At 67.9% G+C, this 13,214-nt stretch carries 11 protein-coding genes and 1 pseudogene; 9 read left to right on the top strand and 3 right to left on the bottom strand.

The features are described from left to right. Positions 1-11: 11 nt before the first annotated feature. The 5 genes from fxlM to GA0115242_RS02165 all read left to right on the top strand — a co-directional run bounded on the left by fxlM (position 12) and on the right by GA0115242_RS02165 (position 6,241). Complete coding sequence (fxlM, locus tag GA0115242_RS02145) at positions 12-2,060, top strand: methyltransferase, FxLD system (protein ID WP_093823873.1); 2,049 nt, start codon at positions 12-14, stop codon at positions 2,058-2,060. A gap of 4 nt (positions 2,061-2,064) precedes the next feature. After that, entirely contained in the window at positions 2,065-3,174 is a 1,110-nt protein-coding gene (locus GA0115242_RS02150; RefSeq protein ID WP_093823875.1) for a hypothetical protein, read from the top strand. 200 nt (positions 3,175-3,374) lie between these two features. Then, complete coding sequence (locus GA0115242_RS02155) at positions 3,375-4,187, top strand: hypothetical protein (protein ID WP_141721455.1); 813 nt, start codon at positions 3,375-3,377, stop codon at positions 4,185-4,187. 79 nt (positions 4,188-4,266) lie between these two features. Continuing rightward, positions 4,267-4,692: a hypothetical protein gene (locus GA0115242_RS40220; RefSeq protein ID WP_141721456.1), complete on the top strand. Its 426-nt coding sequence runs from the start codon at positions 4,267-4,269 to the stop codon at positions 4,690-4,692. Between the two features lie 193 nt (positions 4,693-4,885). Continuing rightward, positions 4,886-6,241 (top strand): GntR family transcriptional regulator, encoded by a 1,356-nt coding sequence (locus tag GA0115242_RS02165; RefSeq protein ID WP_093823881.1) that lies wholly within the window; start codon positions 4,886-4,888, stop codon positions 6,239-6,241. 84 nt (positions 6,242-6,325) lie between these two features. Here GA0115242_RS02165 and GA0115242_RS02170 read toward each other — a convergent pair whose 3' ends face one another. From GA0115242_RS02170 to GA0115242_RS02185, 3 genes are all read right to left on the bottom strand, one after another. Further along, positions 6,326-6,922 (bottom strand): hypothetical protein, encoded by a 597-nt coding sequence (locus GA0115242_RS02170; RefSeq protein WP_176729722.1) that lies wholly within the window; start codon positions 6,920-6,922, stop codon positions 6,326-6,328. Then, positions 6,919-8,106, bottom strand: a complete 1,188-nt coding sequence (locus tag GA0115242_RS02175; protein WP_093823883.1) for an MAB_1171c family putative transporter — start codon at positions 8,104-8,106, stop codon at positions 6,919-6,921. The genes GA0115242_RS02170 and GA0115242_RS02175 overlap by 4 nt, the downstream gene beginning before the upstream one ends. A gap of 728 nt (positions 8,107-8,834) precedes the next feature. Next, a complete protein-coding gene (locus GA0115242_RS02185; RefSeq protein ID WP_093823887.1) occupies positions 8,835-9,284 on the bottom strand; it encodes a helix-turn-helix domain-containing protein in 450 nt (149 codons plus the stop codon). 680 nt (positions 9,285-9,964) lie between these two features. Between GA0115242_RS02185 and GA0115242_RS02190 the strand changes: the two genes are divergently transcribed. From GA0115242_RS02190 to GA0115242_RS02205, 4 genes and pseudogenes are all read left to right on the top strand, one after another. Beyond that, positions 9,965-10,861, top strand: a complete 897-nt coding sequence (locus GA0115242_RS02190; RefSeq protein WP_093823889.1) for a helix-turn-helix domain-containing protein — start codon at positions 9,965-9,967, stop codon at positions 10,859-10,861. A 2-nt stretch (positions 10,862-10,863) separates the two neighbouring features. Further along, on the top strand, positions 10,864-11,577 hold the full coding sequence (locus tag GA0115242_RS02195) for a zinc finger domain-containing protein (protein WP_093823891.1): 714 nt from the start codon (positions 10,864-10,866) through the stop codon (positions 11,575-11,577). A 160-nt stretch (positions 11,578-11,737) separates the two neighbouring features. Beyond that, positions 11,738-12,379, top strand: coding sequence for a WhiB family transcriptional regulator (locus GA0115242_RS02200; protein ID WP_093823893.1), 642 nt, complete (start codon positions 11,738-11,740; stop codon positions 12,377-12,379). Continuing rightward, positions 12,376-13,214 (top strand): annotated as a pseudogene (locus GA0115242_RS02205) (hypothetical protein); the annotation flags it as partial. The gene GA0115242_RS02200 and the pseudogene GA0115242_RS02205, both read left to right, overlap by 4 nt.

Below are 13,214 nucleotides of genomic sequence, written 5' to 3' on the forward strand. Positions count from 1 at the left end.
GTTTTCTGCCCATGCCCTTCGACGACGAGAATCTGCCACTCCCGCCGGACACGTCCTGGTGGCACGCCTCCGTGGCCTTCCCCACCGCCCCGCGCGCCTACGCCGCCCAAGCCCTGGCGACCGCGCTGGACGGGCGCCGGTTCCACTTCCTACGCAAGGACGCGGGCGTGCGCCTGCGCACTGAACAACCCGCCACCAGCCTGCTGGACGAGCTCGTCGCCGACCGGGTGATCACCGGCTGGAGGGGCGGGATCTACGAGCCGGAGACGTATGCGTTCGGCGGCCCCGAAGGCATGGCGGTCGCACACGACGTGTTCTGCGCCGACAGCCCGGCCGCGCTCGCCGAGACCGGTGCCCCCGGTGCCCGCGAGCGCAGCGTAATGCTGCTGTCCGCCATGATCCGCGAGGCGGGCCTGGACCCGTTCGAAGCAGGCGACGTGTACGCCCGGTGGGCCGTCCTGCGGCCCCCCATCGCGCCGCCCGAGGGGACCGCGCTGGAGCAAGCCGTCTCCGCGATGCGGCGGCTGATGAATGCGGACGCTGCCCGGCGCCCCGGCGCGGAAGCGGGCTGGGGCGAGCGCGTCGCCGCGTTCGAGGACGCCGGCCGCCGCCTTCGCCGACTCGCCGCCGACGGCGGACTGATACGCGGAATCCGGGGCGTCATCGCCCATCACGCGATCTTCGTGTTCAACCGCGCGGGCGTGCCTGCCGAAGCTCAGGCTGCCACCGCGTGGCTCGGCCGTCACGTCGCCTTCTCCGCCCAAGAAGGCGCTGACGTGTCTGCCCGCAAGTCCGCCTCGGCGGACCCTAGCCTCCCTCGAATGGAGACCACAGTGACACCCGTAACCGACCCTGTTCAGCTGCGCGAAGCCCTCGCCCAGCGGCTCGTCGACAGCGGCCACCTGCGCAGCCAGGCGACCATCGACGCCTTCCGCACCACCGACCGGCATGCCTTCCTGCCCGGCGTCGACCTGGAGAGCGCGTACAAGGAGGACGCAGTCCCGATCAAGCACGACGAGTACGGGGAGATGATCTCCTGCATCTCCGCGCCGTCCATCGTGGCCACCCAGCTCGAACAGCTCGGCGCCCGGCCCGGCCACAAGGTCCTGGAAGCCGGCGCCGCCACCGGCTACAACGCCGCCCTCCTCGGCAAGATCGTCTCCCCTGGCGGGCAGGTATGGACCTTGGACGTCGACCAGGACCTGGTTGCCGGCGCGAGCAAGCACCTCGCCGAGGCCGCCGTCGACAACGCCACCGCGGTGATGGCCGACGGAGCCGCCGGGCTGCCCGAGCACGCCCCCTACGACCGGATCATCTTCACAGTCGGCGCCGGCGACGTCCCCGTGAAGATCCTCGACCAGCTCGCCCCCGTCGGACGCCTGGTCCTGCCGATGCGCATCCGCGGCAGCATCTCCCGCTCCTTCGCCTTCGAGCGCGACGGCGACACGTGGAAGACCGTCTCCTGTGAGATGGCCACCTTCATCCCGTTGCGCAAGGGCGTCTGCGACGACGTCTACACCCTCGTCCCCATGGCCGGCGAGGGCAACGTGCGCCTGGAGACGTTCAGCGAGCAGGACGTCAACCGCGAGGCCCTGCGCTCCGTCCTCGACGAGCAGCAGACCAAGATCTACACCGGGGTGAAGTTCCGGCAGGGCTCGGCGTGGGAGTGGCTGTACCTGTACCTGGCCTGCGTGCTGCCCAACGGCCTGTCCCGCCTACCGGGCCAACGCCCCGGGTTCACACCGCACTTCGGCTGGGGCTCCATGGCCGCCCTCGACGGCGGATCCCTCGCTTACCTGACCATCCGCGACGGCGAGGACGAGCAGGGCCGGTACTGGGAAGTCGGCGTGATCGGCCACGGCGAAAGCGGCGCCGACCTCGCCGAGCGCGTCGCGAGCGAGATTCGCGCCTGGGACGCGACCGGCGGCAACGACGCCCCCGAGCCGGGCTTCCGGATGGCCGTCGCGGACTCGCGTGACCGGCTGACGGCGGACGACGCCTGCTTCGTCGTCGACAAGCCCTACAGCCGACTCGTCGTCGACTGGGCGCGCAAGGGCTGAGCCGATGATCCCCGCGATAGCCAGCCGCATCCCCCTGGTCCGCCGTACCAAGGCGCCCGCTCTCTCCTTGGAGAAGCGCATCAACCACCTCACCGGGCTGACCGTCGCGCCCGCAGGTGCGAGCCACCACGACCTGGTGGCCCGCGCCTGCGGGGTCCTCAACTACGCCGCGCTCATCGCCTCCGACGTCGGCCTGCCCGACCTGGCCGCCGACCTGTGCTGGCGCCAGCACCAGGTCTTCGCCAACGCCGGACGCCTGAGCGGACCGATCGCCGTCATGTCGCTGATGCCGCTGGTCAACCTCTCCCGGCTGCTGACCCGCGACGGCCAGGGCGAGGCCGCCTACGACCTGCTGGTCCGCCTCAACCACGCCGCGCGGCAACGGGAGAAGACCGAGATCGACGGCCGGACCGTCGACCTCTCGACCCTGACCGGCACGGCCGAGGATCGCCGCACGGTGTGCCAGGAGCTGTACGTCACCCTGCTTGTGGACGGCGCCCGTGCGCTCGCCCGCACCGGCCGGTGGACCGACGCAGCGGAAGCGATGGCCCGGCACCGCGGCATCGGTAACCGACTCCTCGACGGCCGCCAGATCAAGATCATGGCCCTGATAGAGCAAGGCCAGAACGAGCAGGCGCGCGACCTGATCTACACCACTCAGCCCACCGAGCCCTGGGAGGAGGCCGTCGCCCTCCTCCTGCGCGCCCACAGCCTGCCTGCCACCCCCGTGCCTGAAACCGACCTCGACCGCACCGTGGAGAAAGCCCTCCATCTACTTGACCAACCCGATCCGCCGACCGCCGTCTTCCAGACCCGGGTGGCCCTGACAGCACTGGAACTCGACCGCACCGGACGCCACACCGCACGCATCCTCAACCGCATCGTCAACATCGCCCAAATCGACGCCTACGCCGCGCGGGAAGCACTGCACCACTCCCTCGCCGCATCCGCTATCGAAGACCGCGGAACAAGCGCGCTTCAAGTAGTGATCACCACGGCCGGACTGCAATCCGGCATCCTGTCCACCCGCCACCACGATGCTCTGACCAGCACGGTCGGCCACGCTGAGACAGAGCTGGAGAAGCTGCTGCAGGCCAGCCCCGAGCCGGGCTAGGAGCGCGACCGGGGCTCTCCGTTGTGCCGCAGAGGCCATCGGTCGGCGTCGGCGATCGGCCATTATCCGCTCGTAGCCAACTCCTGCCAGCACAGGGTTGCCGCGCCCTCGGGGCTCCCGGACGTACCAATTGCTATTTCACCGTCACGATCCGCCGCGCAGTCGCGGCACACAAAAATCAGCAGAAAGATCACCAGGAAATGCCGCACATTATTCACCAGGAAGCTGGCTCTGCATATGACTCACTCGGGGAACGCCTCGACAGGATCGCTGCCGAAACTGCGCCGCTGGTCAGAAAGGTGACACAACTCGACTTGCCGGAACCGGTGGTTATCCGCACAATGAAAGTCCCACACTGGAAAAAGGCTCATCGGCGCGCTTCGAAGGATCAGCTGAAGCGGGAGTCCCGCGAAGTCGGGGCTTCCTCGCAATCCGAGGCCAAGAGGATACGCCGCCAACGGCTCTTCAGCATGAGGATGCTGTGGCCGACAATGCTCGGTCAGGCCGTCGAACTCGAACCAGGAAAACCCGAGTTGCTCATCCTGCCCGAGGCGCTCCGACTTGCCGGCCGACTCGGAGACGATCCCGTGCTGTATAAAATTCTCGCGCACGAGATGACACATCTGGCACAGTACTGCGCCAGCGGCGGAGCGGTGTGGGCGGCACAGGATACCCTTTACCCGAGCCTGCGCGGGACCGAGGAACGGGATTATTCTTTCCTCCTTGAGGGGCATGCCTATTGGGCGGACCGGCAGGTCACGGCCAAGCTCTTCGGTGAACCGGTATCGACTGACGAGCCCAGCCCTGACGCATCTTCCCTTTATCTCAAAATGTTCAAAAGTCCGCTACGGTCAGAGGCCGTCGAAAGGGATCGGCGCTCTCTCGACAGCGTGACTTCGATTCTCGAAGCCACGGGCGCGGCGACTTTCAACCGAGTCTGGACAGATCCTGACCTCGTGCCTCTCAAGTCCGAGACCAGCAAGCCGGAATTCTGGGAACAGCGCATGGCCTAAACCGAACAAATAAGAATTTACCGTGCGAGTTTTCCACTCTCACGGCAGATCCGCGCTTGACGCTCGAAGGTGAAATCCTGTGGTGCTACTCGGCGACATATCCGACCTCCGGCTCATCTACACCGCTGCCGAAGCCCTGCACGGCGCGCTGTCCGCACACGCTCTGGCCTTTGACATCCACGTCCACAGCGACAGCCTCATCCTGCTGCTGCTCCACGATTCCCTGGAACTGGGCACCGCCGCGGCTTTCGCCCGACTCCTGGGCAGCTCTGCCGACCTCGCCGCCGGGCTGGACCTCAACCGCCCACGCGGTGTTCGTAGGCTCGCAGAGCGTATGACGTGGCTGGTCATCGGGGTGACCGGATGTCGGGTCCTCGTGGACGGTGACCCCGGATGCGGTCACGCCCCGGATCATCTCGCCCTCTACCTGACAGGCGAGCAAGCTCATCACCTGGCCAATCGCATCGAGAACGGTCTGCCCTCACGACGGCCTCTGACTCCTTGAGGAAGCCGTCGCGCCCGACCACCGACTCCGTCCGCGGGCGAACCAGAAGCCGACACCCACCAACTGCCCCAGGCCCGATGCAGACACGGATCCATAACCGTGCAGGCAGAGGCCGAGCCGGGCGGCACGTCAGCAACCCAGCCGCCGTGCCGCCCTCCCAGCACCCCTCGACCATCGCAGGACAGCCACCGACATGATCACCGCCAGCCACCCCCACAGCCCGCGCACTGCCGCGCCCACCTCGTCACATCGCCTGGCCCAGACGGCGCGGGCGCTGCGGCAGCTCCTGGGCCGCTCCTACCAGTTCGGCGATGTCCTACCGCCCGTCGCCGTACTGGCCGACCGTCTGGATGTCTCCCAGGACCAGCTGTTCGAGGCTCTGGCCCGACTCGCCTGGGGGCGGCAGGTAATCGCCGTCCCCGGCAAAGGCATCGTGCGGACAGACCCCTCCACCACCCCGGGGGCCCGTCTGCTGGTGCGACGAGGGTCGGGTCTGACCCAGAACTGGGCGCTGCCGTCACCCGCCCCGGAAAAACACGTGCAGGCCACACTCATACGGCGTATCACGTCGGGTGCCTACCCTCCCGGAGAGCGTCTACCGTCTCGCCGTGACCTGGCACGCGAATTCGGCATCAGCAGCCATCGCGTGGCCAAGGCCGTCGCTCCGCTGATCGACCGCGGGATCCTCGTGCTCGGGACGCAGCCGTGGCAGGGCTGCACCGTCCACCCCGACGCTGTGGCGCTGGCACGGCGCGACCCCGTCATCGACATCCTGCGCCGCGCGGACCCCGGGCTCCCGCCGGGCTATCTCCACGTGAGGGACCTCGCCGTTCGTGCCGCAGGCACCCGGTCCACCGCCCGGCTGACACCCTCCGAACGCACCCTCTACCGCTCATCCATCACAGCCGCACACGACGCCGGCGCATCCCGACAGGAGATCGCCGACCTGCTGCGCCGGTCACTATGGGTCGTTGCCCGGTACCTCGGCACCAACCCGCAGGCCGACCGGGTGGAAGCACTGATCGACGACAAAATTCAGAGCGGTGCCTACCCCATCCGCCACGCACTCCCGCCCCGACGGCAGCTGGCCCGTGATCTCGACGCGACGACGTCCGCTGTCGACCTCGCGGTGGACCGGCTGTGCGCGGCCGGCGCCCTCCAGCGATTCCCCGGCTGCGGCACCGTCGTCATGGATCCCGACCAGACCCCGACTGCCTCGCTGCTGATTGTCCGAGCCCCTTCCGGGAGGGAGCAACTGCGTACCGTTCCCCCTGCCGGGCGCAGCAGCACCATCACGGTGCGCGAAGCAGTCGTCCGCCGCATCCTCACCGGTGTCTACCCGGAAGGAGGGCCCATCCCCTCGCAGGCCCAGCTGAGCGCAGAGTTCACCTGCTCCGACTCGGTCGTTCGCCGGGCTCTGGACCCGCTCAGATCCGCAGGAGTCCTCCTCCGCCTGCCCGCAGCTCCGCACCGGAGGACCACCGTGCACCCCGCAGCACGACACATCCTGTCAGCACACGGCGTGCGCTCTCTGCTCGGCGGACCGTAAAGGTCAAATCATTTCGGGCGCAATAGCGGCTGATATGCCACCACAAAAAAGCGGACGTCGCCCTAGCCAACAGACTCCACCTGATCAGCGCGCCAGGTGAAAGACGGCTGCAGCCACGATGGCGCCGAGGATGGTGCCGGCCACCACTTGGTTGCGCGTGTGGTCGCGCAATTCGACGCGGGACCAGCCGACGATGGCAACCAAGAGGAAGCCCAGGGCCATCCACAGGCCGTAGGTCTGCACAAGCATCGCGCAGGCACCTGCGGACACGGCCTGGTGGACGGAGATTTTCCAGACGAGGGTGATCGCGGCGAGGATCGCAAGCGTCACAAGCATCGAGACGATGAGGGCAACCATGGTGCGGGGCGCCCTCGCGACTAGCATCAGGACGATGCCGGTGGCTACTGAGAGCAGGATGACGGCCATAACGACTAGTCGTGCTGGCTTCGCTCCGACGTGCCTGTCGCCCCAGTGTCCTTTGCGAATGCCGTACTTGATGAAGGTAATAGGAATGACGGCCGCGAAAAGGGCTCCGACCACACTCCAGGCAACTCCCGCCCATTGTGCGGTGTGCCAGCCCACCAGCAGCGTGACAGCAATGATCCAGTTCTTCGGCTCAAGCCAGTCTGTAATGCGGCGGGCCAGCCGCGACTCGCTGGGGCGAACATCAGTTGTTGTCATGTGAGGAGATCCTTTCCGAAGCGTCCTGCATGTGAAATAGAGTGTTCTTGCCGAACAAACTCGGAAACTACTGGCGAGGAGAGGTACGCGTGAGAAACAGCGCGCAACCATGACAGTTCACTCGCTCTATCTCGGCCAGTGACGCCGAGAGGTGGATATGCAACTCCCCCCAGCCGCTCTCCGTTTTGCGCAATCTGTACGGCTGCCCGCAGCCAGCAGGCTTCCGCCAGTGCGCTGGAGAGTTGCGCATCGACGCCTTCTTGACAGACGAACCTCTGAGCCTTTGCGTACATGTCGATTGACACGTACTCGCGAAGCGCCAGGCAGGCATCCTCGATCTCGATAACGCATCGCTCCAGCCGGAAGGGGATACGCCACCCGCCCACGGATGTCGCCAGTACCACGTACGGAGCTGCTCCCGTCAGCTGCACCCAAAAGGGAAGCAACTTCCGTAGGGTGCTCCACGCAGCGACGTACTCGACAGCGACGGAAAGAGGAGGCAAACAGACGCCAATTGCGACCGACAGGACGGTGGCCTGCTTGAGCGTTGTGGAGAGAAGGTTTTCCAACTCTGGAAAACTGGTGCCGGAGGCAAGCTCAACCGTCACAAAGATAATCCGTTGAATAGCGTAAAGGCTTCCGAGCAGAGTCCCCAAGCCCAGGAATCCGAGGCCGGCCTTACCCAGGAGAGTCCGACTGTGGCGCACGCCGCCAAGGAACAGCCAAGTCGCTACGAACATGGCGATGCCGATGTAGAGCGTGAAGACCGCCATGTAGAGGACTGGGAAGAGCGCGCCACGTCCCTCCCCAAGACGGACAGGCCCTCCGGGCGTCCAGTTGGCCAAGGCGTAGAAGGTGAGCATGAGGGGCAATGTCACGCCGGCAGCCACCAGCCGAGTGCGACGGGCCAAGCCCTGCGGCCGAACGACTGCAATGACGAAGTCGAGCAGATATGCCGCCGAGGTAACGCCGAGCAGGTGCTTCAACAACGGTGACAGCCTGGCGTCTACACCGACGGCGGCCTCGACTGCCTCTTTGACCTGCGGGACCTCGAACGTCATGGCAGCCGCGAGAGTTGCCAAGGTCAAGGCCAGGCTTCGCTGCTTGCGGGAGTGACGAAGGGACGGCAGTCGCCACAAGGTCACCAGCCAGAGGACGCCTGCGACGAGGGTGGATGTGCTCATGAGCGGCGGTTCCTCCGTGGGTGGACCAGGGCGTCGTCGAGCCGCGAGACCGCGCCGGACCGGCCGCGTTCCCGGCCCGAGTGAGCAAGGTCGCGAAAGAGCTCTCCCAAGCAGGAGGCGGCCATCTCAGCGTCGTACTCGGTCTCACTGTCGTAGCTCGTCCGACCTAGAGCGGAGAGCACCGCGGAAGGGTCGACCCCGTCCGGGACAAGCCCCAGTAGCGACTTGACGACGCTCTCGTTGCTCCCAGCGTGCCCGAGCAGCAGGTGCGCTAGTTCGTGGCGCACGATTTGCGCACGATGACGTTCACTGGTAGCTGCGACGTGAAAGACGTAATCCCCATGATCGAATGAGAGAACCATTCCGCAGGGAGCGTTGATTCCCCCACTCTCAGGCAATTCATGGAGATAGAGAGGGCGGCCACGCTTGATGGCGAGCTGTCGACATATCTCATCCACCGCGTAGGGATCGGATATTTCGACCCCTCGCAGCTCCTCCTCGCACAGTCGCCGCAGCTGCGCCTCTCTACGCGCGAATTGCCGATTGAACATGGACGATCCTAGCTGTAGCCCCGCATAAGCCCTGACACGGCCCGCACTGACCGGAACCAACCATTCAGTTTGGTTCCAGCGGAGCTTTGCATACGCATAGATGGTTCCCCAAGGCGATCTTGATGGGCCAGGCGCGGCATACCGGCCAAATTCGCCCAACATGTGAGCGAGGTCACATCACTGCTCGGGCTTGTCGAGCCCTTCCCACCGGCGCGCTTGGTTGATCACGTCCGTGATCATCCTCAGACTGCCCGCCGAGAGGCCGTTGGCTCGCAGCGCAAGGCCGCGCACGCCGCTGTCCGCTACGGCCTCGATGAGCTCCACGGAGGCGCGCACCTTTTCAGCCTCCTCGGGGTCATAGTCCGAGAAGAAATACTGCTCTTTGACGTGAAAGTGACCTGCAAGTCGCTCCACGGTCGTGTAGGTGGGGTTGGGCTTCGCGCCGGTCCGCAGCTGCGAGATCGCGCTCTCGGACACGGAGATCGCCCGGGCGACCTCGGCGTTGGTGTAGCGCTTGCCGGTCTCCGGGTTCCTCGTGGCCTGGAACAGGTGGTTGAGCTTGTCGGCGAAGCGCCGAGCGTCGGCCGGGCCACCAGGCACATCCGCCGGCCCACTGGACTCCACCATCACCCGCTCCTCCCACCTGGGCACCCACTCCGGACTGTACTGCAGTGTAGTTCCCAGAACCAAAGACGAGGATCCTTCACTTTAGTGTTGACAGGCTGGCAGCACTTTGGCGTAGGTTCTCGATCACGGCTTCACTGAAGTGTTGCAACGTCGATAGGGCGCTGCGAGCGCTCCTTGTCCGACCTCCAAGACACGCTAGGACCTGCCCATGATCGCTCCACCCCCATCCCTGCAGCTCACGCGACTTCTACAGGGTTCAAGAACCAACTCTGGACCTTGACACGGAGCCGTGCGTATGTTCGTCGTCCACGGCCGGGCAGACCGCCCGCACGAACGAGCACAGGAGTAACGACGTGCACAGTCTCCGGGCCCCGTAGGTCCCAGGACACAGCGACGGCGCCCGAGAGCTGCAACTCCCGGACGCCGGACGCTTAACGGCTGTACCGCCCCGGCAAGGGCGGCGATCGCCACGATCACCACACTGATCCCTTCCACGGGGCGTCTCAGCGTGGTAATACCAAAGGAGATTCTTGCATGCGCTCCGCCCTGCGCAAAAGGCCCTTCCGTTCGGCCTGCGTGGCAGCCAGCTCCGCCTCGGCGCCTCCGCGCCCCGAGCCGCACCTCACCGCCATCCTGACCACAGCAAGCCGACGCTCCCGCCCGCTTGACGGGAGCGGCCGGTGAGCAGCGAAGCCCGCGAGTGGGTCTGGGAGCACAGCTCCAGCCGGGGGGCCGCGCGTCTGGTCCTGCTGTCCATCGCCGACAGAGTGGCCGACGATCAGTGCGTCGCCTGGGCCTCGCTGTCCAGTCTGGCCAAGCGCACACGTGCCTCGGTCTCCACGGTGCGCGAAGCCGTCGAGCGTCTGCTCCTCGCCGGCGAGCTGGAACAGCTCGACGACCTGGTGGGCCCGCAGCGCAGCACGGTCTATCGCCTGCCGCTCGCCGCCGAAGCGGTCGCACAGGCGCTGCGAGAACAGCAGGAGGAAGAGGGCGACACGGCGGGCCCAGACGAGGCCGACGGCCCTGCAAAGCTCCGCTTGTCGGCGCTGCGGCGGTATGGAATTCGCCCGCGTGAGGTGCCGGAATCCCCCGCGCGGGTCCGGAAACCGGCAGTACCAGAAACCGGCAGGCCGCGACGGAAACCGGCACAGCGGCGTACCGGCCACCGGCACAACGATGTACCGGCCACCGGCACACAGAACCGTAGTGAACCTGATTTGAACCGGAGGTACAGCAGTGGTGGTGCTGCGGTCACGTCGGCTGCCGAGTGGCAGATTGACCCCGCCTCCCTCACCTGGGCCCGCCAACAGGGACACCTCAACCGCCTCGGCGAGCAGGGCCTGCAGGCCGCCGACGCGAAGTGGCGTGCCCACCGGGCGGGCCATGCTCCAAGGCCGGTGGATGCCTGGGCTGCCGACTGGCGCTCCTGGGTTGCCCGGGAGCACGCACCGGGTCACCCGAACCCCTACGCCGTGCCGGGTAGGGGCCCCTCGACGCCAGGCGGGATGACCCGGGCCGAGGCCCATACTGCCGCCCTTCTCGCCGCCCTCGACGAGCCGACCGGGATGGAGGGCTGACCGTGGATCGCCGCGAAATCGCCGCCCTACTGGCCTACATCGGCCGACTCGACCCCCGCACCATTCGCACGGACCAGGGCGAGGCCCGCGACCAACTCGCCCAGTGGCACGAGTTGCTCGGCGACATGCCGATGGCAACCCCGCACGGCTGGGACGCCCGCATCGCCGCACGCCAGCACTACCGCACCTCGCCGTACCAGATCCAACCCGCAGACGTGGTCCGCCCCTGGGAGAGCTACCGGCGCAACCGCCTGGCCCTCCACTGGGACCCCACACCGTCCGCGGACCCGGACGACCAGGCCGCCTGGACCGCAGAGCTGGTCGGCACCCGCCGTGCCGTCGCCGCCGGCATAGCGCAGCCCGCGTATGCCCCGGCCATCACCAGCAGCCAGGAGGGGATCAACCCGAGGCTGCAGGCTCGGCTGGACCAGATCGGCTCCTGCATACCGCCCGCCGCCCACGCCGCTCTCGCACCGTTCCGGCCCGCCCGGGCAGCACGCGAAGCCGCCGTCGCGCAAGGGCTGCCCGATGCCCTGAGCGTGCGATGCGAGTGGTGTCTGGCCCCGGTCGGCGAGCCGTGCCGGCGCCGCCGGATCGGCCCCAAGGACGGGGTACACGCCATCACGCCGCGCGCCACCCCGCACCCCGGCCGTGTGGACCTCGCCGCCCAGCAGTCCCAGCACGCCGAGCAGGCCCAGCAGCCCGCCCTGGCCTGACCGGCGCCTCCGGCGCGTGCATCCCGTCCGCTGCACCGCCGCAACCTCACCGTCCCGCACCGGATGCGGCGCACACCCACGCGCCGCAGTCGGCGCCCGACGCCGCACCCGCCAGGCACTGCGCCAGCCGGCCGGTGTGGCAGCACATCGGAGACTCGCCTTGCGCCACATCACCACCCACGACGCGCCGGCCACCGGCCTGCGCGGCATCGGAGACACCAGCTGGCACGTCCGCGGAGCGTGCCACGGCATGGACGTCGAGGACGCCGACGCCGTGTTCTTCCCCGGTCCCCGGGATCACGAGGAGATCGCGGAGGCGAAGGAGCTGTGCGGCTGGTGCCCCGTCCGCCGCGCGTGCCTGGACTTCGCCCTGGAGAACGTCCTCAAGGAAGGCGTCTGGGGCGGGCTCACCGAAGCCGAGCGGCGCCCGCTGCACGACAACCTGCACCGGCGCCTGGACTACCGGCGTGTGACCGCCTTCTTCCAGGGACGCGACGTGCACGTGACGGAAGCCGAGCGGCAGGTGGCCATCGACCAAGCCTACGTCCGGGGCTGGCAGCCCGACCGACTCGCCGCCGCCCTGCAGATCAGCCACAAGCACGCCCGCGACCTGCTCCGGCAAGCGGCCAACAAGGTCTTCGACCGGGACCGCAACTACGGCGTGCCCCGCTCCAAGAAGAAGCGGAAGAAGACCTCCAAGGCCAAGGGCACCCCCGCGCCCGCAGCTCCCGGGAATCAGCAGCCGACAGGCCGCCCGGCGGCGTCGACCCCGGCGCACGCCCCTCTCGGAAAGGCAGCATGACCCACCCTGTCCTCGCCTTCGGTGCTACTTCGGACCTCCCTCTCCTCCTCGCCGCCGCCGTGCCCGCCGCCCTCGCGCTCGTGCTGACCGCCTGGGCGATCCGGCGCCGGGGAACCCGCCCGCAGAAACGTCTCGGCGGCCCGGCGGTCAAGGTCGCCGCCGTCGCCGCCCTGGGCTGCACCGCCTACAGCGCCGACACCAGCTGGCGCTTCGCGGCCGACTACCTCGACATGGCCGGCACCGCCGAGCGCGTCGGCATGTTCGCCGCCGCCGAACTCGCCCTATTCGCCACCGCGCTGATGGCACGGCAGAACCTCGCCGTCCAGGGCGCTCCCGGCCTGCCGGGCACGCTGGTCTGGGTGATCACCACAGTGCAGGTGATCCCCGCCTACGCCGAGAGCGGCCCCATCGGCGGCACGGTCCGCGCCTTCGTCGGACCGGTCATGGCGGCGATGCTGTGGCACCTGGCCATGGGCATCGAACTGCGCCTGCGCACCCCGGGTGCAGCCTCGAACGGACTGCTCGCCGTCCTGGGCCGGGAGGCACGCGAGCGGCTGCTGTCCCGCCTGGGCATCGCCGCGCGGGACCGCGACGCCGCGCAGATCACCCGGGACCGGGCCACCGCCCGTGCGGTCACCCTCGCCGCCCGCCTCGCCGAGCGCACACCCGAGCAGCAGCAGAGCCGTCGCGGTCGGCGGCTGACGCGACGCCTGTCGAAGGCGGTCGGCAGGGCTTCGGTCGGCACCGACCCTCACCAGCGGGCGCAGCTGCTCGACCAGCTCGCCGCTCGGCGACACGCGCTGGCGCTCGCCACGGTCCCGCTCCCTTCTCCCCT

This window comes from Streptomyces sp. SolWspMP-5a-2, assembly GCF_900091845.1.
Taxonomy (GTDB): Bacteria; Actinomycetota; Actinomycetes; order Streptomycetales; family Streptomycetaceae; genus Streptomyces; species Streptomyces doudnae.

Coding starts and splice junctions, on each gene's coding strand:
- fxlM (WP_093823873.1), top strand. CDS start 12: ATGCCCTTCGACGACGAGAATCTGCCACTCCCGCCGGACACGTCCTGG.
- GA0115242_RS02150 (WP_093823875.1), top strand. CDS start 2,065: ATGATCCCCGCGATAGCCAGCCGCATCCCCCTGGTCCGCCGTACCAAG.
- GA0115242_RS02155 (WP_141721455.1), top strand. CDS start 3,375: ATGCCGCACATTATTCACCAGGAAGCTGGCTCTGCATATGACTCACTC.
- GA0115242_RS02165 (WP_093823881.1), top strand. CDS start 4,886: ATGATCACCGCCAGCCACCCCCACAGCCCGCGCACTGCCGCGCCCACC.
- GA0115242_RS02170 (WP_176729722.1), bottom strand. CDS start 6,922: ATGACAACAACTGATGTTCGCCCCAGCGAGTCGCGGCTGGCCCGCCGC.
- GA0115242_RS02175 (WP_093823883.1), bottom strand. CDS start 8,106: ATGAGCACATCCACCCTCGTCGCAGGCGTCCTCTGGCTGGTGACCTTG.
- GA0115242_RS02185 (WP_093823887.1), bottom strand. CDS start 9,284: ATGGTGGAGTCCAGTGGGCCGGCGGATGTGCCTGGTGGCCCGGCCGAC.